Annotated in this window: 27 protein-coding genes and 1 pseudogene; 16 read left to right on the top strand and 12 right to left on the bottom strand. The window is 71.8% G+C overall.

Features of this window, described 5'->3' with window-relative positions; genetic code table 11:
• Positions 1 to 217 precede the first annotated feature (217 nt).
• The 4 genes and pseudogenes from AB0B14_RS30340 to AB0B14_RS30325 form a co-directional block, all read left to right on the top strand.
• Positions 218 to 418, top strand: a complete 201-nt coding sequence (locus AB0B14_RS30340) for a hypothetical protein (RefSeq protein WP_357525535.1) — start codon at positions 218 to 220, stop codon at positions 416 to 418.
• Positions 415 to 1020: a short chain dehydrogenase gene (locus AB0B14_RS30335; protein ID WP_357070331.1), complete on the top strand. Its 606-nt coding sequence runs from the start codon at positions 415 to 417 to the stop codon at positions 1018 to 1020. Before AB0B14_RS30340 ends, AB0B14_RS30335 begins: the two co-directional genes overlap by 4 nt.
• A 331-nt stretch (positions 1021 to 1351) precedes the next feature.
• Positions 1352 to 1921, top strand: coding sequence for a hypothetical protein (locus AB0B14_RS30330; protein ID WP_357070329.1), 570 nt, complete (start codon positions 1352 to 1354; stop codon positions 1919 to 1921).
• 104 nt (positions 1922 to 2025) lie between these two features.
• Positions 2026 to 2232: pseudogene (locus AB0B14_RS30325) on the top strand (IS701 family transposase); the annotation flags it as partial.
• Between the two features lie 143 nt (positions 2233 to 2375).
• Here AB0B14_RS30325 and dtd read toward each other — a convergent pair.
• From dtd to AB0B14_RS30310, 3 genes are all read right to left on the bottom strand, one after another.
• On the bottom strand, positions 2376 to 2798 hold the full coding sequence (gene dtd, locus AB0B14_RS30320) for a D-aminoacyl-tRNA deacylase (protein ID WP_357525518.1): 423 nt from the start codon (positions 2796 to 2798) through the stop codon (positions 2376 to 2378).
• 82 nt (positions 2799 to 2880) lie between these two features.
• Complete coding sequence (locus AB0B14_RS30315) at positions 2881 to 4365, bottom strand: methyltransferase (RefSeq protein WP_357525516.1); 1485 nt, start codon at positions 4363 to 4365, stop codon at positions 2881 to 2883.
• A gap of 34 nt (positions 4366 to 4399) precedes the next feature.
• The gene (locus AB0B14_RS30310) at positions 4400 to 5464 is read right to left on the bottom strand and encodes a CPBP family intramembrane glutamic endopeptidase (protein ID WP_357070322.1); all 1065 of its coding nucleotides are present in this window, start codon (positions 5462 to 5464) and stop codon (positions 4400 to 4402) included.
• A gap of 90 nt (positions 5465 to 5554) precedes the next feature.
• On the opposite strand from AB0B14_RS30310, the gene AB0B14_RS30305 reads away from it, so the two are divergent.
• Positions 5555 to 6136 (top strand): HhH-GPD-type base excision DNA repair protein, encoded by a 582-nt coding sequence (locus tag AB0B14_RS30305; RefSeq protein ID WP_357525514.1) that lies wholly within the window; start codon positions 5555 to 5557, stop codon positions 6134 to 6136.
• 9 nt (positions 6137 to 6145) lie between these two features.
• Here the strand turns inward: AB0B14_RS30305 and AB0B14_RS30300 are convergent, their stop codons facing one another.
• Complete coding sequence (locus AB0B14_RS30300; RefSeq protein WP_074318058.1) at positions 6146 to 6457, bottom strand: hypothetical protein; 312 nt, start codon at positions 6455 to 6457, stop codon at positions 6146 to 6148.
• 13 nt (positions 6458 to 6470) lie between these two features.
• Entirely contained in the window at positions 6471 to 6758 is a 288-nt protein-coding gene (locus AB0B14_RS30295; RefSeq protein ID WP_124771959.1) for a hypothetical protein, read from the bottom strand.
• A 103-nt stretch (positions 6759 to 6861) separates the two neighbouring features.
• Between AB0B14_RS30295 and AB0B14_RS30290 the strand changes: the two genes are divergently transcribed.
• Positions 6862 to 7221, top strand: a complete 360-nt coding sequence (locus AB0B14_RS30290; RefSeq protein ID WP_357070318.1) for a DUF3099 domain-containing protein — start codon at positions 6862 to 6864, stop codon at positions 7219 to 7221.
• Positions 7222 to 7301: 80 nt separating this feature from the next.
• Here AB0B14_RS30290 and AB0B14_RS30285 read toward each other — a convergent pair whose 3' ends face one another.
• Complete coding sequence (locus tag AB0B14_RS30285; RefSeq protein ID WP_357525512.1) at positions 7302 to 8201, bottom strand: PfkB family carbohydrate kinase; 900 nt, start codon at positions 8199 to 8201, stop codon at positions 7302 to 7304.
• The gene (locus AB0B14_RS30280; protein ID WP_357525510.1) at positions 8198 to 9130 is read right to left on the bottom strand and encodes a pseudouridine-5'-phosphate glycosidase; all 933 of its coding nucleotides are present in this window, start codon (positions 9128 to 9130) and stop codon (positions 8198 to 8200) included. The genes AB0B14_RS30285 and AB0B14_RS30280 overlap by 4 nt, the downstream gene beginning before the upstream one ends.
• 88 nt (positions 9131 to 9218) lie before the next feature.
• Between AB0B14_RS30280 and AB0B14_RS30275 the strand changes: the two genes are divergently transcribed.
• The 3 genes from AB0B14_RS30275 to AB0B14_RS30265 all read left to right on the top strand — a co-directional run bounded on the left by AB0B14_RS30275 (position 9219) and on the right by AB0B14_RS30265 (position 12051).
• Positions 9219 to 9437 carry a DUF3039 domain-containing protein gene (locus AB0B14_RS30275; RefSeq protein ID WP_088946800.1) on the top strand — a complete coding sequence of 73 codons (219 nt, stop codon included), beginning with the start codon at positions 9219 to 9221 and terminating at the stop codon, positions 9435 to 9437.
• A gap of 40 nt (positions 9438 to 9477) precedes the next feature.
• Positions 9478 to 10140, top strand: a complete 663-nt coding sequence (locus tag AB0B14_RS30270; protein ID WP_357070312.1) for a trimeric intracellular cation channel family protein — start codon at positions 9478 to 9480, stop codon at positions 10138 to 10140.
• Positions 10141 to 10317: 177 nt separating this feature from the next.
• On the top strand, positions 10318 to 12051 hold the full coding sequence (locus AB0B14_RS30265) for a DEAD/DEAH box helicase (protein WP_357525508.1): 1734 nt from the start codon (positions 10318 to 10320) through the stop codon (positions 12049 to 12051).
• A gap of 292 nt (positions 12052 to 12343) precedes the next feature.
• Here AB0B14_RS30265 and AB0B14_RS30260 read toward each other — a convergent pair whose 3' ends face one another.
• Both AB0B14_RS30260 and AB0B14_RS30255 read right to left on the bottom strand, forming a co-directional pair.
• Positions 12344 to 12577, bottom strand: coding sequence for a hypothetical protein (locus AB0B14_RS30260; RefSeq protein ID WP_030489368.1), 234 nt, complete (start codon positions 12575 to 12577; stop codon positions 12344 to 12346).
• A gap of 245 nt (positions 12578 to 12822) precedes the next feature.
• A complete protein-coding gene (locus AB0B14_RS30255) occupies positions 12823 to 14430 on the bottom strand; it encodes an RNA polymerase sigma factor (RefSeq protein WP_357525506.1) in 1608 nt (535 codons plus the stop codon).
• 288 nt (positions 14431 to 14718) lie between these two features.
• Between AB0B14_RS30255 and AB0B14_RS30250 the strand changes: the two genes are divergently transcribed.
• The gene (locus tag AB0B14_RS30250) at positions 14719 to 15540 is read left to right on the top strand and encodes an inositol monophosphatase family protein (RefSeq protein WP_357525504.1); all 822 of its coding nucleotides are present in this window, start codon (positions 14719 to 14721) and stop codon (positions 15538 to 15540) included.
• A gap of 24 nt (positions 15541 to 15564) precedes the next feature.
• Here AB0B14_RS30250 and AB0B14_RS30245 read toward each other — a convergent pair whose 3' ends face one another.
• Entirely contained in the window at positions 15565 to 16080 is a 516-nt protein-coding gene (locus AB0B14_RS30245; RefSeq protein ID WP_357070417.1) for a LytR C-terminal domain-containing protein, read from the bottom strand.
• A 432-nt stretch (positions 16081 to 16512) separates the two neighbouring features.
• Between AB0B14_RS30245 and AB0B14_RS30240 the strand changes: the two genes are divergently transcribed.
• Together AB0B14_RS30240 and AB0B14_RS30235 are read left to right on the top strand one after the other, a co-directional pair.
• Positions 16513 to 16809, top strand: a complete 297-nt coding sequence (locus AB0B14_RS30240; protein ID WP_007075406.1) for a DUF4193 domain-containing protein — start codon at positions 16513 to 16515, stop codon at positions 16807 to 16809.
• Positions 16810 to 16925: 116 nt separating this feature from the next.
• Positions 16926 to 17807, top strand: coding sequence for a hypothetical protein (locus tag AB0B14_RS30235; RefSeq protein ID WP_357070304.1), 882 nt, complete (start codon positions 16926 to 16928; stop codon positions 17805 to 17807).
• Positions 17808 to 17825: 18 nt separating this feature from the next.
• On the opposite strand, the gene AB0B14_RS30230 is transcribed toward AB0B14_RS30235, so the two are convergent.
• Positions 17826 to 18353, bottom strand: a complete 528-nt coding sequence (locus AB0B14_RS30230) for a DUF3093 domain-containing protein (RefSeq protein WP_357525533.1) — start codon at positions 18351 to 18353, stop codon at positions 17826 to 17828.
• Between the two features lie 91 nt (positions 18354 to 18444).
• Here AB0B14_RS30230 and dut point away from each other — a divergent pair, with 91 nt between their 5' ends.
• From dut to AB0B14_RS30210, 4 genes are all read left to right on the top strand, one after another.
• The gene (dut, locus tag AB0B14_RS30225; protein ID WP_357070302.1) at positions 18445 to 18981 is read left to right on the top strand and encodes a dUTP diphosphatase; all 537 of its coding nucleotides are present in this window, start codon (positions 18445 to 18447) and stop codon (positions 18979 to 18981) included.
• Positions 18982 to 19006: 25 nt separating this feature from the next.
• Complete coding sequence (locus tag AB0B14_RS30220; RefSeq protein WP_357070300.1) at positions 19007 to 19669, top strand: DUF3710 domain-containing protein; 663 nt, start codon at positions 19007 to 19009, stop codon at positions 19667 to 19669.
• 114 nt (positions 19670 to 19783) lie between these two features.
• Positions 19784 to 20164 (top strand): OB-fold nucleic acid binding domain-containing protein, encoded by a 381-nt coding sequence (locus AB0B14_RS30215; protein ID WP_357070298.1) that lies wholly within the window; start codon positions 19784 to 19786, stop codon positions 20162 to 20164.
• 25 nt (positions 20165 to 20189) lie between these two features.
• Entirely contained in the window at positions 20190 to 20873 is a 684-nt protein-coding gene (locus AB0B14_RS30210) for a DUF3159 domain-containing protein (RefSeq protein WP_357070296.1), read from the top strand.
• A 34-nt stretch (positions 20874 to 20907) separates the two neighbouring features.
• Here the strand turns inward: AB0B14_RS30210 and AB0B14_RS30205 are convergent, their stop codons facing one another.
• Positions 20908 to 21597, bottom strand: a complete 690-nt coding sequence (locus tag AB0B14_RS30205) for a TrkA family potassium uptake protein (RefSeq protein ID WP_357070294.1) — start codon at positions 21595 to 21597, stop codon at positions 20908 to 20910.

Raw genomic sequence — 21597 nt, 5'->3', positions numbered from 1 at the left:
GCCCCCGCCAGACGCTCGACTGGGCAACCCCAGCCGAACGCCTGGACCACCTCATCGCTACCTAACGATTGCACTCACCCCTTGACCCCAAGCCGAGGCGGCGAGCAATAACCTCATGATCAACCAGGGCGGGTGGGGTGGGGTGGGGGCGGGTGGGGGCGGGGCGGGGTTCGCGTGAATGTGGGTGCGGCGCCCTGTCTGAACATGCTCGTACTACCTGCGAGAACTCGACCATCCTGTCGTCGGGCGAGTTACTCTGGCCAACGAGACGGTCAGCCTGCCTGACGGCGACCAGCAGATCGGCCTGTTCTACGCGCGTCCCGGCGCATCTGACGCCGACGCGCTCACCTTGTTGGCAGAGAGCCTCGAACGACACATCGCGCCAGGAACCCTGTCCCGGACGGAGAAAGCACGGTGAGGATCGTCGTCGTCGGCGGCGCCGGCACCATCGGAGAACGTCTGGTGCCCGCGTTGCGATCGCGCGGCCACCACGTTGTCGTGGCCGGACGCACCTCAGGTGACATCCACGTCGACCTGACCTCGCACTCGACAATCGAGGCCATGTACCGCGAGGTCGGGGCGGTCGACAGCGTGGTGTGCATCGCAGCGCACGGCGCGCTCGACGAGTTCACGACGCTGACCTCCGACGCGCTGTTCGAAAACATGCGAGCCAAGTTCTTCGGGCAGGCAGATCTGGTTCTCACCGGCCAGCACCACTGCGCCGACGGCGCCTCCTTCACCCTGACCTCCGGTATCTTCGCCGACCACGCATGGCCGCACGTCACCGGTGGCGGCGTCATCAGCGGCGCCCTGCACAGCTTCGGCCTGTCGGCCGCGATCGAGCTACCGCGGGGTATGCGGATCAACGTGGTCAGCCCCACGATGATCGGGGACTCCCGCGACGCCTTCGCCGAAGACTTCCCCGGCATGCGTCCGGTGCCGATGGACGAACTCGTCGGCCACTACCTGCGCTGCGTCGAGGGTGACGACACCGGCCACATCATCCGGGCGTACGGCTGACCACCCGACTCGCGCTTACCCGTCGTCGTCACGATCAGCACGGCTGACCGCGCTGGCTGCCGCCCGGAGGGTCATGCCGTCAGGAGTCGAGGCGGGCCGCCAGTTCCGAGGTCTCGCCCTAAAGGGCGTATGGCCATGAGGCTGTACCGCCGTGGCCGTCCGGCGGTCATCGCGGCTCGTTGGCCTGACCAGTTGGCCGCTTCTGGTAGCCGTGCGGATCCGCCTCGGCGCAGCAAGGCCCGTCCAGCTTGCACGTGGGACGGGTGGAAAGGATCTACGGCAACGCTGACCATCAGTACATGCGTACAAGCCGTCCGATCCGGATCTGACCGTGCTCGATCCCAAACGACAGCGCGACATGGAGGAATGGCGACGTGACGCCGCTGGCGTTCCCTTCAGCGACGTCGTCAAGTTTTTCCTTCTGATCGTGATCTGCTGTCCGTTGCCCGTTGTGCTGCTGAATTCGCTCAATGACGGATGGGACAGGTCGAGAGGTACACGGACCACCGATACGGGTCCGGCTGCCGATGCCGGTCCGGGCGCCGATGCCGGTCCGGCTGCCGATGCCGGTCCGGGCGCTGAAGACGTCGCCCGCTGGTATCTCGATGCGGCGTTGACAAACCATGATCCATCCGCCACCAGTGAGATGACCTGCGATAGTCCACAATTGGGCGTGGTGGACCAGTGGCGGGAGGAAGTGGCGCGACGCGAGGCTGCGCTCGGGCTGCAACTGGTCACCGATGCGGTCGACGTAGAGGTGCAGTCGGAGTCTACGGACAGCGCCACCGTCTCAGTCGTCATTGAGGTTAGCGCCGAGCAGCAGCGTCTGCGCCGAACTTTCGAGCTATACCTCGTCCGCGCCGGTGACGAGTGGCGAGCCTGCGGCGCCACCGCCAACTAAGGCCTGTTTCATAAGGGCGGTCCGCCGCAGCCCGGCCAGTACTTATGAACAGGCCTTAACTGCAACGGCAGTAGGCGAATCGTCTTCGGGTCGGGTTCGTTGGTCTGCCTGTGGCGGACGTGCATGCCCGTGTCGGGCCTCGATTTCGCCGTTCGGAGCCGCGACGGCGTGCGCGTCAGTACTTGTGCGGTCTGGTCTCAGGTCTGGGGCGGAAGAACGGCTGGACCCTGGCTGAGCAGGCCGGGGATGTGTCGCCGGCCGGGATGCAGCGGTTGTTGCGGTGGGCGGACCGGGACGTCGACGCGGTCCGGCGGCGCGCAGCGAGCTGGCCACGCTTCTCGTCCTGCTGCTCACCTCGGCCGCGCTACTGGCGCCATGTCTCTGCTGCGTATACGACTAATCTCGGCCCGGAGTTAGCAACCGCCGGTGTCCCCTGCTTACTGCCGTCGCAGTGTCAGAGGTCTAGGAGGATTGTGCGGGGGCCTATGTTTGTGCTCTCCACGAGCATGTGGGTGCGGAAGCGGCCCGTCTCGACCTTGGCGCCTCGTTGGCGCAGGGCGTCGACTACCGCGGTGACAAGTGGTTCGGCGACCTCGGCGGGGGCGGCCGCGGTCCAGCTCGGGCGTCGGCCCTTGCGCGCGTCGCCGTAGAGGGTGAACTGGCTGACCACCAGGATCGGCGCGCCGGTGTCGACGGCGGACCGGTCGTCGTCCAGGATGCGCAGCTCGTGCACCTTGCGGGCCATCGTCTGAGCGGTCTGCGCCGAGTCGGTGTGGGTCACCCCGAGCAGCACCAGCAGGCCGTTCTCGATCGCGCCGACCACCTCGCCGTCGACGGTTACGCTGGCCCGCCCGACGGTCTGCACCACCGCACGCATCAGCAACCCGCCCCGAAGCCGGCAGCCGCCCCGAAGCCGGCAGCCGCCTCGGAGCCGGCAGCCGCCGTGGAGCCGGCCCGCGTCACTCGGTCACCGCCTCGATGAAGCCGCGCTCCACCAGGTGCGCCACGATCGGGCCGGCGGCCTCGGCCATCTCGTCCGGCTCGACGTCGTGGGCCGCGGCGAGCAGGGCGAGTTGGTCGCGCAGCGGCAGCCGGCCGTCGGCACCACCGACCAGCGCCAACACCAGTGGGTCGATCTCCTCGGTCCAGCGCAGGCCGTGCGGCATCGCGAGAACCTGTCGGTCCACCGCCCAGCCCTCGTCGCCCATGGTGGCCTCCTGGCGCAGTTGGAGGCCGTCGGCGGCCCGGTAGCGCTCGGCGAGCAGCCCTTCGGTGTCGCGTACCCGCAGGAAGTCCTGGCGGTCGAACCAGGCGGCGATCTGGTCGCCCAACGGCGGTTGCACCCGCTGCCGCAGGTCCTCCACGCGGACCACCGGGTCGGCGTGGCCGCCGCGGCGCAGCGACACGATGCCGAAGCCGATCCCCTCCACCTTGTGTGCGTCGAACCAGTCCAGCCAGGCGGCCATCCGCTGCGGGTCGGCGGTCTCGCCGACGTCGGTGAGCCACAGGTCGACGTACGCCATCGGGTCGGCCACCTCGCGCTGGATCACCCAGGCGTCCAGGCCGGTCCCGGCGAACCAGCCGGCCACCCGCTCGTCCCACTCCTCACCGGCGACGTGCACCCAGTTCGCCAGGTATTGCATGGTGCCGCCCTCGGTGAGCAGCCCGGGGGCGGCGGCGGCCAACTCCGCGCCGATGGCGTCGCCGACCCGCCCGGAGTCGCGGTAGACGTGCGTGGTGGTGCCCGGGCCGACCACGAACGGCGGGTTGCTCACCACCAGGTCGAACCGTCGACCGGCCACCGGGGCGACCAGGTCACCGCGCAGCAGCTCCCAGTCCTGGCCGTTGAGGGCGGCGGTGGTCGCGGCGAAGCGCAGCGCCCGCTCGGACAGGTCGGTGGCGGTCACCGACCGGGCGTGGGTGGCCAGGTGCAGGGCCTGGACGCCGGAGCCGGTGCCCAGGTCCAGTGCGGTGTCGACGGGCCGGCGCATGGTCGCGCCGATCAGGGTCTGGGTGGCCCCGCCGATGCCGAGCACGTGCTCGGCGTGCAACGGTCGGCCCGGCCGGGCACTGGCCGACACGTCGGCGAGCACCCACCAGTCGTCGCCGTACGGCTCCAGGTCGACGCCGGCGCGCAGGCCATTGCCGTACCGCTCGACCAGCCCGCCGGCCAGTGCCTCCGCCAGGCCCAGCGGCGCCAGCGCGGCGGCCACCGCCGCCTCCGACTCGGTCTGGTCGCAGATGAACACCCGGATCAGGGTGCCCAGCGGGTCGCCGTCCTCGGTGGCGCGCAGCGCCGCCCGGTAGTCGTTGCGGGCGACCGCGGCGGTCGCCTGGGCGCCCAGCCGCTCGGCGACGCCACGGCTGGTGAACCCGGTCCGGGTCAGCGCGGCCCGCAGCGCGTCGACACCGGCGGGGGAGAGCAGCATGTCGTGTTCGTCCACTCCGACATCCTGCCTGCCGCCGTGGAACGAGCCGTCACCACCCGCGAGATTCGACCCCGGAGGCCGGCAGCCGCACCTCCGTGCCGCTCGGCGGCGACGGCTCGCCGGTCGGGAACGAGCCCGTGCTGGTCGGGAGTGCGGGCTCGCCGGCCGGGAGCGGCGGCGCGCCGGGCACCGCCCCGACCAGCGCCGGCGGTACGACTGTCGCCAACCCTCGACGCGCGGCCAACCGGTCGACGACCAGGGCGTACGCCGACAGGACCACCACGTCGACCAGGACGAGCTGCCAGGGGGAGTCGGCCATCGTCTCGTCGGCGGCGAGTTCGCCGAACGCCGCCGCCAGGGTGAAGCCGGTCAGGTTGTTCACCACGTGCAGCGCGATCGCGGCCTCGAGCCCGCCGGTGCGGATCGCCAGCCAGCCCATGAGCGCTCCCATGAAGGCCAGGTCCAGGAAGCCCCAGACCGTGCCCCAGCCGTGCGCGGCGGCGAAGAGCACCGCCTGGAGGGTGATCGCGGGCCAGGGTGTGCGCAGGTACGCGCCGACGGCCTGCAACAGCCAGCCCCGGAAGGCGTACTCCTCCGCGGCGGCCTGGAACGGCACCAACAGCAGAACCATCAGCAGGCCGGCGGCGAACTCCGGCCAACCCACCCAGGTGGCTGCCGGGTCGAGGACCGAGCTCTCGTCGGTCAGCCCGAGCAGGAGGTCCGCCCCGAACAGCATGACGATGATCAGCGGTGTGGCGATCAGCAGGCAACGGCCGAGCCACCCCCACCGCAGCCGGCCGAGCACCGAGGAGACCGTGCCGGCGGGCCGGCGCTGCACGAGCCAGGCGGTGCCCAGCACCAGTGGGAGCAGCAGCGCCAGCGAGGCGAGCAGCAGCGCGGCGTCCGGAATCGGGCCGAAGGTGGGGAACCCGTCGGCGTCGTACGGGCGGTTGGTGAGCTCGCCCACGACGGCGGCGACGCTGAAGAGGAGGGTGACGACCAGCAATGCCGAGGCAAGCAGTACGAGGGTGCCGACGATGGGTTTCCACACGCGGTGGCGGTCGGTGCGGCCGAGCCGGTGGTACGGGGATCCGGGCGGGGCGGTCCGAAGCATGACGTCGAGCGTGGCAGACCGGCGCCACCTGTCCGCACCGAACGGAGCGTCGGTGTCCGCCCACCTCGGTGCACCAGGCAGGATGTCCACATGACGCTCGTGCTGCCGATCGATCCGGAGGCCAACCGGCTGCTGGAGCGCAGCCCACTGGCCCTGCTCCTCGGCATGGTCCTGGACCAACAGATCCCGATGGAGAAGGCGTTCTCCTCGCCGTACGTGCTGGTGCGGCGGCTCGGCCACGACCTGGACGCGGCGGAGTTGGCCGGGTACGACCCGGAGGCCCTGGTCGCGCTCTTCGCCCAGCCGCCCGCGCTGCACCGGTTTCCGAAGGCGATGGCGGCCCGGGTGCAGGAGGTCTGCCAGGTGCTCGTGGAGCGCTACGACGGTGACGCGGCGCTGCTCTGGTCCGGGGTCGCCGACGGGCCGGAGCTGCTGCGCCGGGTCGCCGAGCTGCCCGGCTTCGGCAAGCAGAAGGCGCAGATCTTCGTGGCCCTGCTCGGTAAGCGCTTCGGGGTGACCCCGCAGGACTGGCGCAAGGCAGCCGGAGACTACGGCGACCCGGGCGCGTACCGGTCGGTGGCCGACGTCACGGACGCCGATTCGCTGAGCCGGGTGCGGGAGTTCAAGCAGCAGATGAAGGCGGCGGCCAAGGCGAAGACCGGCGGCGGCTGACCCGAGCGCTCAGGCGGCGGTCGGGTGTGCCAGCGAGGCCAGCGCGCGCCGGACGTCGGCGAGCGAGACGGTCGCGGAGTCGTCCAGGTCGGCCAGGCCAGCCTCGATCCACTGGCGCATCAGCGTGGTGACACCGATGCCCCGGGCGTCGGCGGCCGCCCGCACCCGCTCGTAGGTCTCCAAGGGCAGCCGGACTGATCGGCTCACCATCGGCACGTCGGTGTCGGGGGTGGGCAGATCCACCGCCGGGCTCTCGTCGATCAACTCGGCGATCCGGTCGTCGCCGCTGTGGAACTGTTTGGTCGCGTCGTTACGGTGCATCGTCACGGCCTCCTCATCGGCGATCTCTTCGCACGGCCTCGTCGTAGCGCTTGGACTCGACGTCGCTCAACTCGCGGGCGGAGAGGATGTCCCAGTCGTTGTCGGTGCCATCGGCCTCGGCGAGCAGCACCGCCAGTCGGCGACCCCGACGGGCGGCGGCGTAGACCACCATGACGTCGTCGCCCAGGTGGCGGATGACCCGGCGGGCGCTGTGCAGCGCCTCCCAGACTTCCCCGGGTGTGACGTCGTAGACCCTCAGGTTGGCCAACGCCTCGTCGGTGAAGCTGAACCTGCTGCCCACACCGGGGAGCGTACCACGCACGTAACACGCATCGTGGTGAGTCGAATTTCGCTGATCAAGGCCCTGCGGTGACAGGATGAGGCGTATCCCCTCGAGGAGGTCCATGGTGAAGCGTCAGGCGTACCAGCCGATTCTGATCACCGACGCCTCGCGCAGCCAGGATGATCAGCTCAACAGCCGCCAGCGCCGTTATGTCCTGATGATGGGCATCCGGGTGTTGTGCATCATCGTCGGCGCGATCCTGGTCGGTGCGAACGCCCCACTGCTCTGGCTCTGGCTGCCGCTGTGCGGCCTCGGCATGGTGCTCATCCCCTGGCTGGCCGTGCTGCTGGCCAACGACCGGCCGCCGAAGGAAGAGCACCGGCTGGCCAACCGGTTCCACCCCCGCCAACAGGACGACACCCCGCCGATGAGCCTCACCGCCGAGGAACGCACACACAAGGTCATCGACGTCGAGCCCTGACCCGTGAGCAGGTCAGGGCTCGACCGGTCACGGCCGCTGCCGCGCGCCGCTGCCGCACGGCCGAGGCCGCGCGCCGACGACTACGGCCGTGGCCGCGCGCCGATGGTGGAGACGGCCAGCGCCCCCAGGTCGGTGGCGCGGTTCAGCGCCACGGTCGGGGTGGCACCGGCGAGCCAGGCGGTCAGCAGGCCGGCCGCGAAGGCGTCGCCCGCCCCCGTCACGTCCGCCACCGCCACCCGCCGGGCCGGAGCCACCCAGACCGCCGCGCCGCGGTCGACCCAGACCGCGCCGGCCGCGCCGCGCTTGACCACGACCCGCCGCGCCGTCGCCGACAACGCCCGCCCCTGCGCCGCCGGGTCCAGCCCGCCGGCCAGCACCGTGGCCTCGTCCGCGTTGACCAACAGCAGGTCGACATCGCGTACCCAACTCAGGAACGCCGCCGCACCGACGCGCCGCAGCGGCGCCGCGGAGGCCGCGTCGACGCTTGTGGTGAGCCCGCGCTCGCGGGCGGCGGCCAACGCCCGCAGCCCGGCACCGCGCGACTCGGCGTCCAACAGGGTGTACGCGGACAGGTGCAGATGCCCGGCGTCGGGCACCGCCGCGAGGGCCCGCTCGACGTGCGCGGCGCTCAGCCGCAGGTTCGCGCCCCGTTGGCTGACCATGGTGCGCTCGCCGTCGGTGGCCACCACGATGACCGTGCCGGTCGGCGCGTCCTCGACCCGCTCGACCGCGCAGTCGACACCCGCCCGCGCCAACTCGGCGACCCGGTCCCGCCCCGCGTCGTCGGCGCCGACGGCGCCGACGAGTGTGACGTCCACCCGCTGCGCGGCGACCCAGGCCGCGGTGTTGGCCGCCTGACCGCCGCCGCCGATACTGATCTCGGCCGCCGCGTCCGAGCCCACCGCGAGCGGGCCGGACAGCACGGCGACCACGTCGGTGATCACATCCCCGACGACGATCACCCGCCCCGGTCGGGTCATACCGTGGCGGCGGTGCGGGCCGCCGCGGCGACCGCGATCCGCGCGGCCAGGTCGGCGTTGCGCAGGATGATCCGGACGTTGACGGCGAGGCTCGCGCCCTCGGTGGCCGAGTGGAAGTGCGCCAGCAGGTACGGGGTGACGGCCTTCCCGGTGATCCCGTCGCGCTCCAGCAGGGCCAGACCGTCGGCGAGCGTCCGGTCGTGCAGCTCCGGGTCGAGCTGCTCGTCGACCGGCAGCGGATTGGCGACGAGCAGCCCGCCGGTGTGCAGCGCGTGCGCGTCCCGGGCGGCGAGCACGGCGGCGACCTGCTCCGGCGAGTCCACCGACCAGTCCAGGTCGAAGCCGGCGTCGGTCAGGTAGAAGCCGGGGAACCGGCGGGTGCGGTAACCGAGCACGGCGACCCCGAGGGTCTCCAGGCGCTCCAGCGTCGCGCCCACGTCGAGGATCGACTTGACGCCGGCGCAGACCACCGCGATCGGGGTCTGGGCCAGGGTGACCAGGTCGGCCGACTCGTCGAAGGTGTGCGCGGCCTCCCGGTGCACCCCACCCAACCCGCCGGTGGCGAACACCCCGATCCCGGCCGCGGCGGCCACCGCGCTGGTGGCGGCCACGGTGGTGGCACCGTCCACGCCGGTCGCCGCCGCCACCGCGAGGTCGCGGACGGAGAGCTTGGTCACTCCGTCGACGGTGGCGAGCCGGGTCAGCTGGGTGTCGTCCAGGCCGACCACCAGCTTGCCGCCGATCATGCCGATCGTCGCGGGAACGGCTCCGGCGTCCCGGACCGCCCGCTCGATCTCCCTGGCCACCCGCAGGTTCTCCGGGCGGGGAAGGCCGTGCGAGACGATGGTGCTCTCCAGTGCGACGACGGGTCGGCCGTCGCGCAGGGCTTCGGCGACCTCGGTGCCGTAGCTGAGGTGAAAGTCAGTCACCCGGGCACCGTACGGGGTCGGGCTCCGGCCGGCCTCAGGTGGACCCGGCCGTGATGACCTGCCAAACTTGACCGCTGGAGGTGCAGACGTGAGCACAGAGGTTCTCGAGCGTCCAGAGCTGAAGGACGCCGACACCGGTCCCGAGATGTTCCACTACGTCCGCAAGGAGAAGATCGCCGAGAGTGCCGTCATGGGCACCTACGTCGTCGCGCTCTGCGGCGAGACGTTCCCGGTCACCAAGGCGGCCAAGCCGGGTTCGCCAGTCTGCCCCAAGTGCAAGGAGATCTACGACTCGTACCGCGAGTGAACCTCGGCCGGCGCTCCGGCCGGCGACGTAGCCTGCGGCGGTGACCACCTCCACCGCCCTGCTGCTCGCCGACCTGACCGGCGTCGCGGTGTTCGCCGCGTCCGGGGCCTCGGCGGCGGTAGCCAAGCGGCTGGACCTGTTCGGTGTCGCGTTCGTCGGGTTCGTGGCCGCTCTCGGCGGTGGGATCTTCCGGGACCTGGTCATCGACGAGGTCCCGCCATTGGCCTTCGCCGACTGGCGGTACGCGGCCACCGCCGCGATCACCGCGCTCGCCGTCTTCTGGCTGCACCCACAACTGGCCCGGCTGCGCACCACGGTCCTGGTGCTGGACGCGGCGGGCCTGGCGCTGTTCACGGTGACCGGCACGCTCAAGGCACTCGACGCCCGGGTGCCGGCCGTCGGTGCCTGCCTCATCGGCATGCTCACCGCGATCGGCGGCGGGCTCGCCCGCGACCTGCTCACCGCCGAGATCCCGGTCGTGCTGCGCCGGGAGATCTACGCGCTGGCCGCGCTCGCCGGCGCGGTCACCGTGGCGCTGCTGTACGTCACCGGGCAGACCGGCCCCGCGCCGCTCACCGCCGCCGCCGTCCTGGTCTTCGGGCTGCGCCTGATCGCACTGCGCCGCCGCTGGTCCGCGCCGGTGGCGACGCTGCGCCCGCCGCGCACCGAAGGGGCCGATCCACGCACCGACCGGGACTGGTGAGCCTCGCGATCGGGGTGGCGGATGTGACAGGCGTGGCGTCGCCTGGGCCGTGGGGCTCGCGCTGGTTATGCTGAGTCGGCCTTCGCGGCAGCTACTGCGCGGAGGCGTTTTCATGGGCGGCGGGACTCGTGGCCCTCGCCCGGGGTCCGCCTTCGTGCGGTCGGAGAGGAGCTTCGCGTGGCAGCCCGGACGCCGGTGCTCGAGACGTTCCCGGCACTACGCGCCTGGCAGCGCAAGGCCCTGGTGGAATACCTGCGTCGACGTACCGACGACTTCACCGCGGTCGCCACCCCGGGCGCCGGCAAGACCACCTTCGCCCTGCGGATCGCGGCGGAGCTGCTCGCCGACGGCACCATCGAGGCGGTCACCGTGGTCGCCCCGACCGAGCACCTGAAGAGCCAGTGGTCCGACGCGGCGGCCCGGGTGGGCATCCAACTCGACGCCGCTTTCCGCAACGCCGACCTGCACTCCGCAGCCGACTTCCACGGCGCGGTCATCACCTACGCGCAGGTGGGGATGGCCCCGCACGTGCACCGGCGGCGCACCATGACCCGGCGCACCCTGGTCATCCTCGACGAGATCCACCACGCCGGTGACTCCCGGACCTGGGGTGACGGGGTGAAGGCCGCCTTCGAGCCCGCCGTACGCCGACTGATGCTCACCGGGACGCCGTTCCGCTCCGACGACAACCCGATCCCGTTCGTCAGCTACGAGCGGGGCGGAGACGGGCTGCTGCGCTCCCGCGCCGACTCGGTGTACGGCTACTCCGACGCGCTGCGCGACGGCGTGGTCCGGCCGGTGCTCTTCCTGGCGTACTCCGGGGAGACCCGGTGGCGGACCAACGCGGGGGAGGAGTTGGCCGCCCGACTCGGCGAGCCGATGACGCAGGATCTGGTGGCCCAGGCCTGGCGTACCGCCCTGGACCCGGCCGGCGACTGGATGCCGCAGGTGCTGCGGGCCGCCGACGCCCGACTCACCGTGCTGCGCAACGCCGGCATGGCCGACGCCGGCGGCCTGATCATCGCCACCGACCAGCAGACCGCCCGCTCGTACGCCCGGCTCATCGAACAGGTCACCGGCGAGAAGGCCACCGTGGTGCTCTCCGACGACCAGGGCGCCTCCGCCCGGATCGCGACGTTCGCGGCGTCCGACCAACGGTGGCTGGTCGCGGTGCGGATGGTGTCCGAGGGGGTGGACATCCCGCGACTCGCGGTCGGGGTCTACGCCACAAGTGCCAGCACGCCGCTCTACTTCGCCCAGGCGATCGGCCGCTTCGTGCGGGCCCGTCGACCCGGGGAGACCGCCTCGGTCTTCCTGCCCAGCGTGCCGCACCTGCTCGGGTTGGCCAGCGAGATGGAGACCGAGCGGGACCACGTGCTCGGCAAACCCAAGGAAGCCGACGGGTTCGACGACGACCTGCTGGAACGCGCGCAGCGCGACGACCAGGCCAGCGGCGAGCTGGAGAAGCGGTTCGCCGCGCTCTCCGCCACCGCCGAACTGGACCAGGTGATCTTCGACGGGGCGTCGTTCGGCACCGCGGCCCAGGCCGGCACCCCCGAGGAAGAGGAATACCTCGGCCTGCCCGGCCTCCTCACCGCCGACCAGGTGTCCCTGTTGCTCACCAAACGGCAGGCCGCCCAACTCGCCGCCCAACGCCGCCGTGCGGCCGACGCGGCCGCTCAGCCGGCCGCTGCGCCCACCGCGGCGCCACCCGCACCTCTGAGTGCCGCCCAGCGTCGAGTGGCGCTCCGGCGCCAACTGAACGCCCTCGTAGCCGCCCGACACCACCGCACCGGCCAGCCCCACGGCAAGATCCATGCCGAGTTGCGCCGACTCTGCGGCGGCCCGCCGAGCGCCCAGGCCACCATCGAGCAGCTAGAGGAACGCATCGCCACCGTCCAGACCCTCTAGCCCCGCCGCGCCCCGCCTTGTCCCGCCCCGCCGCGCCAGCGGGCTGCGGCTGGGGCGTGATCCACTCGGCTTTCTTGAAGACGCGGTGTTCGAGCCAGGTGGAAGGCGCGACTTCCCTGAAACCGAGTGGATCACGGGTGCCTGGGGTCCTGTCGGGGACAGCAACATTGGGGAAGTTGCTCAGATCTGGGCGCGGGGCGCGGGGCGCGGCGCGGCGCGGGGCGCGCGGACGGAAAAAGCCGACCGGAGGCCCCCTTGGGGTACCTCCGGCCGGCTATGTCGGTTAGCGGATTTAGTTCGCCATCAGATCGGCGCCACGCCAGCTGAAATCGGGCTCCGTTGCGAACCGCTCGGTGATCTTCACGAGATCCTCCGCGTACTTGTTCGCGTGGTGCCCGCAGAACACCAACTCACTCCCACCCGTGAGAGTGATCCGGAGCTTCCCGGCAGCATTGCAGCGGTCGCACCGTTCATCGGCGGCTGGGGGAGCCGCCGTCACGGGCGGCGGCGTGAGGGTCGGGGTCATCGCCTTCCTCCTCTGGTCGTCACCGATGAACAATCTCTTCGGTCGTTGCTCACCTATGGTGCAACACCCTTACTAGGCACTGCCTTCCCTGTGTGCCCGCGGGGGACCGAGGTCACACCTGGCAGGGACAGTGTGCCGTGCACCAAGGGTGCCACGTCAACGATCACATTCGTGCATCCGGACGATCACCATCTCGTGTTGCACACCAGGTGGTCAAAACGACACGTTCGGTTGACGAAACCCGCTCAGTCCAGGTAATCCCGGAGGACCTGCGACCGGGACGGGTGACGCAGCTTGGACATCGTCTTGGACTCGATCTGCCGGATCCGCTCCCGGGTCACCCCGTAGACCTGGCCGATCTCGTCCAGCGTCCGCGGCTGACCGTCGGTCAGGCCGAAGCGCAGGCGTACCACACCCGCCTCACGCTCGGAGAGCGTCTGCAGCACCTGCTGGAGCTGGTCCTGGAGGAGCGAGAACGAGACCGCGTCGACCGCGACCACCGCCTCGGAATCCTCGATGAAGTCACCGAGCTGGCTGTCGCCCTCGTCACCGATGGTCTGGTCCAGGGAGATGGGCTCCCGAGCGTACTGCTGGATCTCCAGCACCTTCTCGGGTGTGATATCCATCTCCTTGGCCAGCTCCTCCGGGGTGGGCTCACGGCCCAGATCCTGGAGCAGCTCGCGCTGTATGCGGCCGAGCTTGTTGATGACCTCGACCATGTGCACCGGGATGCGGATGGTGCGGGCCTGGTCGGCCATCGCGCGGGTGATCGCCTGCCGGATCCACCAGGTGGCGTACGTGGAGAACTTGTAACCCTTGGTGTAGTCGAACTTCTCCACCGCGCGGATCAGGCCGAGGTTGCCCTCCTGGATCAGGTCGAGGAAGGCCATGCCACGTCCCGTATACCTCTTGGCCAGCGACACCACCAGACGGAGGTTGGCCTCCAGGAGGTGGTTCTTGGCCCGCTCGCCGTCGCGGGAGATCCAGCCCAGGTCACGGACCATGTCCCGGACGAGCTTCTCCTCGCCCTCGTCGGCGGCGCGCAGCCGCTCGGCGGCGTAGAGCCCGGCCTCGATCCGCTTGGCCAGCTCCACCTCCTGCTCGGCGTTGAGCAGCGGAACCTTGCCGATCTGCTTCAGGTACGCACGGACCGAGTCGGCCGAGGCGGTCAGCTCGGCGTCCCGCCGGGCCTGCTTGAGGGCCTCGGACTCCTCGTCGTCCCACTCGAAGTCGTTGTCGGTCGCCGAGGCGGCGGCGTCGGTCTCGGCGGCCTGGGCCAGCTCGGCCGGCTCCTCGACCACCACGTCCTCGATCGCGGCGGCCAGCTCCTCCGGGTCGATCTCGCCGTCGGCGCCCTCGCCCTTGGCCTTGCCGGCGGCCTTGGTCGGCTTGGCGCCGGCGGCCGCGGCCACCGTCGCCTTGGTGGCTCGGGTCGACCTGGTCGCCTTCGCCGGAGCCGCCGCGGCGCCCTCGGCGGGAGCGCCGGTGGCCTTGCGCGCGGCGGCCACCTTGCGCGGCGTCGCCGGCGCGTCGTCGCCGGCCGGTGCCTGCTTCGGGGCCGGCGCGGCGGCCTTCTTGGTGGTCTTGGCGGTGGTGGCCCGGGACGCCGGCGTGGTCGACCGGGCCGCGGCGACGCGGCGGCGGGTGCTCGCCGAGCCATCCACCACTACGGTCACTCCCGCCTCGGAGAGCGCCCGCAGAATCTTCTTGGCCTGGGCCGGAGTCACCTCGGCGGACTCGACGGTGCGCGCGAGCTGGGCCGACGTCAGCTGACCACCGGCGCTCTGCGCGTGGGCGATCAGGGTGTCGGTGAGCGAGCGAACGTCGGCGCCGGTCTGGCGGGGTTCTGTCACGAATGACCTTCCGGAGGCGAAGAGCGGGCACGGCCGGGTCGTCCGGCACAGCGTGGGGCAACCGGCCGGGCGATGTGGTTGAGGGACCCTCGCGTCCCGGGCCGGCCGGTGGTCGGCGGTCCGTGGCACGTGGGCAGGGGTGAATTGTAACGCCGTCTGCGGCGAACATCCTGCGCCGCACTGCGTAATGACGGTGGGACCGCTGATTCGGCGCTGATCTGGACTTTGTAAGGATGATACCCGCGCGTGGCCCGGAACACCCCGGTCGTGCGGGAAGGGGACGTTGGGATGCCCGGTTCGAGGCCGTCACCTCGGGAACTTTTGGCGATCGCGCTCGACGTGGCGCGGGACGCGGCGGCCACCGCGTACCGGATGCGCGTCGAGGGTGTCTCCGTGGCCGCGACCAAGAGCACGGTCACCGACGTGGTCACCGCGGCGGACCGGGCTGTCGAACGGCAGGTGCTCGACGCGCTGAGGCGGTCGCGACCGAACGACGCGGTGCTCGGCGAGGAGTACGGCACGGGGGACACCGGGCCGGTCGCGCCGGGCGGGGTGCGGTGGATCGTCGACCCGATCGACGGCACCGTCAACTACCTGTACGGGCTGCCGTACAGCGCGGTGTCGCTGGCCGCCGAGGTGGACGGGGTGGTGGTCGCCGGCGTGGTGCGCAACGTGAACACCGGCGAGGAGTGGACGGCCACGGCCGGGGGTGGCGCCTGGCGCGACGGTGTCCGGCTGCGCTGCTCCGGCGAGACGGACCTGGGGCAGGCGCTGGTCGGCACCGGGTTCGGCTACGACGCCCGTCGTCGTGCGCACCAGGCCCAGGTCGTGGCGGGGCTGATCGCACACGTACGGGACATCCGCCGACTGGGTGCCGCCGCACTGGACCTCTGCCTGGTCGCGGAGGGTCGGCTCGACGCGTACTTCGAGAAGGGTCTCGCGGCCTGGGACCTGGCGGCGGGTGGGCTGGTGGCCGCCGAGGCGGGTGTGCGGGTCGCCGGCCTGGCCGGTCGGCCGCCGGGGCCGGACCTGGTGGTCGCGGCCCCGCCGGCGCTCTTCACGCCGCTGCACGACCGGCTCGCCGAGTTGGACGCCGCCGGCGGGCCCTGATCGCTCGACCGCCCGGTTACGCCGTCACTTGGCGGGCGGGGACGGGCAGGAGCCCTTGGGTGCCTTCGGTGGGCCGGAGTCGCCGAGCGACTGGTTGACCTCGGTCGTGGTGGCGAGCTGCTGGAAGTTGTTGCCGAGCACCACGTCCACGACGTCGTCGGTGCGCGCCGGGTCGTAGCCCTGGGTGGCGTTGTTGAGGAAGTACGCCTGCAGCAGGTGCGCGGAGCCGACGCCCTTCGGGCCGTACCGCAGGACCGCGATGCCGTTGATCTGCTTCTTCTCGGTCGAGGTCTTCTGGACCTGGAACTGCCGGTTGCTCAACTCGTCGGCGACGGTGCGGGCGAGGCCGGGCTGGTCGGTGGCGTTGAGCACGTTGATCTTGACGTCCTTGCGCTCGCGCAGGTTCAGGTCGGCCAGCGGCCAGCCGTCCGGGCAGCCCTGGGCCGTGCCCGCGTTGCCCTGGCTGTCCCGCACGATCGCGGTGATCACGAAACCCAGGGCCAGCACCCCCAGCAGGCCGACGATGACGAGTGCTCGCACTCGCGCAAAACTCATCTGGGCACTCCCGGGACTTCAGGTGGGTGGCGGCAGCCGGCGACGATCGGACTGGCCGTCGGCCGTCGAATACGCCGCTGAGGTTAACGGTTGTCCGGCCGTCGCGTGGAAACAGCCCGACATGCCGGCGCGCCGACCGCGAACCGGGTACTACTACCCCTATCTTCGTGTCGCCTGAATCACATTGGGAACAACTTCGGGTGCAGGGGCGTACATCTCAGCCGCAAGGGCGGTATACATGCCTCGCCCAAGGGGGGGTAAGGTTCCGCGCTCGCAGGGGATCGCCCCAGCGAGCTCGACCCGTTCGGTCCCCGGGTCGGGTGCCCGACACAAGTGGCGGCCGGCCAGCGGAACCGAAACAGCGTCGTCCGGCGTTACAACCGGAAGCGACAACATCGATATGGGAGAGTGAAACCGATGGCCACCGACTACGACGCCCCGCGTCGCGACGAGGTCGACCTCGGCGAGGACAGCCTGGAAGAGCTCAAGGCACGGCGCGTCGACTCACAGTCGGGCGCGGTGGACGTCGACGAGGCCGAGGTGGCCGAGAGCTTCGAGCTGCCCGGTGCCGATCTGGCCGACGAGGAGCTCACGGTCAAGGTGCTTCCGATGCAGCAGGACGAGTTCCGGTGCGCCCGCTGCTTCCTGGTCCACCACCGTAGCCAGCTGGCAGTCGAGCGTAACGGCGAGCTGATCTGCCGCGAGTGCGTCTGACAACCACGACACCAGCGGCGGCCTCCTGAACGGGGCCGCCGCTGCCGGTGTAGGCATGCGCCCGTGGTGGGTACCTGCTTGACTCGAAGCGGGTAGCCACAGCACCGGGAGGTCCGATGAGCGATCGAGGCGGCACCACCGACGGCGGCACGGACAACCTCGGTGCCACCGACGGCGGCACCGACAAGCCCGCCGACGGTGGCACCGACAAGCCCGCCGCCACCGGTGGCGGCGCGGATGACCTCGGCGCCACCGTCGCGGCGTTGACCGCGGACGACATCGAGCCGGCCCGACGCCGTCAGCTGCTGACCCGGATGGTCGGGCAGGCCCGTGCCCGGGGCGTCTCCGACCTGTTCAAGCCCCGTGCCGCCATGCGGTGGATGGTCGACGCGGTCGCGGACATCGCCCCGCACGTGCCGGTACGCGACCTGGACACCCTGCGCCAACACTTCCCCGGCCTGGACGACGTCGCCCTGGCCGACCGGCTCATCCGCAACGCGTCGCGCACCACCGCCGCGATCGGCGCGGCCGGTGGGGGAGTCGCCGCCGTCGAGTGGACTGTCGCACCGACCCTGCTCTCCGCTCCGGTGCTGCTCGCCGCCGAGACGGTGGCCGTGGTCGCGGTGGAGCTGAAGCTGGTCGGCGAGCTACACGAGATCCACGGTGTGGAGCTACCGGCCGCCGGCAGTCAGCGGGCGGTCGCCCTGGTGCACTCCTGGGCCACCCAGCGCGGGGTCAACCCGATGGTGCCCGGTGTGGGGGTGGGAGCGGTGCTCGGCACCGCCGCCCGCAAGGAGCTGCGGGACATGCTGCTGCGGCGCTTCGGTCGCAACCTCACCACGCTCGGGCCGTTCCTGACCGGTGCGGCGGTGGCCAGCTTCCTCAACCGGCGGGCCACCCAGCAGATGGCCGAGCAGCTTCAGGTGGACCTGCGTCGGCGGGGCATCGCCCGACCCGCGCCACCGTCGGCCCTGCCCGGCCCGCCAACCGGCACCTGAGCGGGCCGGAGCGTCGGCTCAGCCCTGCTCGCCCGCCGCGGGACGGGCGAGCGTCCGGGCGTCCCGCGCGGTCAGCACCGCCTCGGCCAGCTCGACCGGGTGCCGCGTGCTGACCACCCAGAACGGGGTGGGGTCGGCCGGATCGTCGAGCACCACCTGCACGGCGCCGCCGATCCACGGCCGCTGCACGACGAAGGCGAGCGGGTCCGCGCCGACGCCCAGCACCTCACGGCGACCGGCGACGTCCAGCGGGATCACGTCGGCCACGAAACGCACCGGCAGCCGGGCGTCGTCCACCCGCAGCTCGGAGTCGACGACCGCGACCCGGATCCGGCCCAGCCACCACATCCCGGCGGCGGTGAGCGGCAGCAGCACGGCGAACGGCAGCCAGGCCCGGACGCCGTCGGCACCCATCCAGATCTCGACGGCCAGCAGCGCGGCGGCCACCAGCCCGGCCAACCACAACCACCAGGGCAGATCCAGCCGTTCCGCGTACGCCGGGCGGGCGGCGACCGGCGGCTGATCGGCGGACGGGGAGGGCGACATGCTCACTCCTGCGAGGGTACGGCGCACGGCGGCTCGGCGAACCGGCAGGATGGCAGGGTCACCCCGCGTACCGGAGAAGAAGAGGGGACCCGTGACCGACGTCGTACCCGTGCCCGTGCGGCTGCTCGACTCCGAGCTGCCGCTGCCCACCTACGCCCATCCCGGCGACGCCGGGGCCGACCTGGTGGCGGCCGCGGACGTGGAGCTGCCGCCCGGCGGTCGTGCCCTGGTGCCCACCGGCGTGGCCATCGCGCTGCCGGAGGGGTATGTGGGTCTGGTCCACCCCCGGTCCGGCCTGGCGGCCAGGCTCGGCGTGACGGTGCTCAACGCGCCCGGTACGGTCGACGCCGGCTACCGGGGTGAGATCCTGGTCAACCTGATCAACCATGATCGGGATGTGCCGGCGAAGATCTCCCGCGGCGACCGGATCGCGCAGCTCGTGGTTCAACAGGTCGCGCGGGCGCGGTTCGAGCCGGTGACCGAGCTGCCCGCGTCCCGGCGTGGGACCGGCGGGCACGGGTCCACCGGTGGGCACGCCGGGCTGGTGCCGTCGCCGGCGGGCCAGGACCGGGTGGGGCAGCGGCCAGACGAGCCGGGCCGCGGGCAGACGGAAGAGGTGGCAGGGTGAGTGTGAACAGCGGAGGGCAGGCGCAGTGATCTTCTCCCGAAAGCGGGCCGATGCCGAACGGCACACCCGTGACGAGCGGGCCGTCGAGGTCCCGGACCAGGGTGATGCGGCGCCGGCGTTGGTGCGCGGCCCGTACGACATCTCGGAGCGCCACGACGACGTGCAGCGCCTCGATCTGGGCAGCCTGCACATCCCGGCGATCACCGAGGTCGAGGTGCGGGTGCAGGCCGACCCTCAGGGCGTGGTGCAGCAGGTCGTGTTGGTGCACGGCGACAACGCGCTCCAGCTGGGTGTCTTCGCCGCTCCCCGGTCCGAGGGGATCTGGGACGAGGTGCGCGAGGAGATCCGCCAGTCGCTGCTCCGCGACGGCGCGAGCGCGCAGGAGGTCGACGGCGAGTACGGCCCGGAGCTGCACGCCCAGGTGCGTACCCCGGACGGCGTGACGAACCTGCGGTTCGTCGGCATCGACGGACCGCGCTGGATGGTCCGTGGTGTGTTCCAGGGGCCGGTGGCGACCGACCCGTCCGTGGCCGGGCCGCTCGTCGAGTGCCTGGACGGCCTGGTGGTCGACCGTGGCCAGGAGGCGAAGCCGGTCCGCGAGCCGTTGCCGCTGCGGCTGCCCCGGGAGATCTCCGACCAGACCGACGCCGAGGCGGGGGACGCCGCCGCCGAGCCGCGCCAGGTCTGACCCGCGCACACCGGCCCGCCGGAACCAGCCCCGTCGGCGTACGCTGGCGGCACGGTTCCGGCGCCGCCGGGGCCGGCCGGGGACGGCGAGCGTGGAGAGGGTGACGCGGAGGTCATGACGACCGACGAGGGCCGGGTGTCGCTGCGGCGCATCCTGCAACGGTTCACCGCCAGCGAGGCCGAGATCGACGCGCAGGAGCTGCGTCGGGAGAGCGCCCAGTGCGGCGGGATCCCCGCCCAGCAGTGCTCGCGGGGCCAGCTGGTCTCGGTCGCTGGTCGGCTGCGCACGGTGGTCTACACGCCGCGCACCAACCTGCCCACCCTGGAGGCCGACCTCTACGACGGCACCGACGTGGTCACCCTGGTCTGGTTGGGTCGACGGCACATCGCCGGGATCGAGCCGGGCCGGCACCTGACCGCCCGGGGCCGGGTGGCGGTCCGCGACGACCGCAAGGTCATCTACAACCCCTATTACGAGCTGGACTCGCCGAAGTGACGGCGCTGCGGACGGAAGGCCGGCGATGACGACGGGACAGCACCGGGCGGCACAGCCGGAGACCGGCCCTCCCGAGGAGGAGCCGCTGCCGACGATCGCCGAGCAGATGGCCGACCAGCTCGGCGGCTGGCGGGGGCTCGTCGAGTCCAGCATCCCGGTCGTCGTCTTCGTGGTCGCCAACATCATCGGGGAGCTGCGACCGGCGGTGATCGCCTCGGTCGCGATCGCGCTGCTGATCGCCGGGTTGCGGCTGGCCCAGCGCCGGCCGATCCGGCACGCCGTCAACGGCTTGTTCGGTGTCGGGATCGGCGCCGCCATCGCCTGGCGCACCGGCGACGAACGCGACTTCTACCTCCCCGGCATCCTCTACGGCATCGGGTACGGCATCGCCCTGCTGATCTCGGCGGCCATCCGGCAGCCGCTGGTCGGCTGGATCTGGTCGGTGCTGGTCGCCAAGGGCCGCTCGGAATGGCGGCACGACCCGAAGCTGGTGCGGACCTTCACCCAGCTGACCGTGCTCTGGGGTGTGGTGTGGTTGGCCAAGGTGGGCGTGCAGGCCGGGCTCTACCTGGCCCACCAGGACACCGCCCTGGGCGTGGCCCGGCTGGCGCTGGGCTACCCGCCGTACGCGCTGCTGCTGCTGATCACCGTCTGGACGGTGCGCCGGGTCACCCGGGAGCCGCAACCGACCCCGCTGCCCGGCGCCTGAGCCCGGCGACCCGGGCCGCCCCACTCGCGCCCGCTCAGCGCGAGCCGCGGGTCCGTTCGACGCTGTCCGGCCCGAGGATCACCGCACGGACCTGGTCCTCCACCTCGGCGGTGCAGACGAAGACCAGCTCGTCGCCGGCCTCGATCGGGTCGTCCGGGCTGGGCACCAGGACCCGCTTGCCGCGCAGGATCGCCACCAGCGCGGAGTCGCGGGGCAGCGGCACGGCGTGGATCGGCTGCCCGACGTAGGGCGCGGTCGGTGGCAGGGTGATCTCGACCAGGTTCGCCTCGCCCTGCCGGAAGGTCATCAGCCGGACCAGGTCGCCGACGGTGACCGCCTCCTCGACCAGCGCGGCCATCACCCGCGGCTTGCTCACCGCGACGTCCACCCCCCACTGCTCGGTGAACAGCCACTCGTTCTCGGCCCGGTTGACCCGGGCGACCACGCGGGGCACCGCGAACTCGGTCTTGGCCAGCAGCGACAGCACCAGATTGGTCTTGTCGTCACCGGTCGCCGCGACCACCACGTCGCAGCCGGCGACGTTGGCCTCCTCCAGGCTGCTCACCTCGCACGCGTCGGCCAGCACCCACTCGGCGGCCGGCACCCGGTCCGGGCGCAGCATCTTGGGCTGACGCTCGATGAGCATCACCTGGTGGCCGTTGTCGATCAGCTCCTGGGCGATCGAGCGGCCCACGTTGCCCGCGCCCGCGATGGCGACCCGCAT

This window comes from Micromonospora sp. NPDC049171, assembly GCF_040648275.1.
Classification (GTDB): domain Bacteria; phylum Actinomycetota; class Actinomycetes; order Mycobacteriales; family Micromonosporaceae; genus Micromonospora.
The sequence above is the reverse complement of the archived record's forward strand: the minus strand, read 5'-3'. Positions and strand labels throughout refer to the sequence as shown.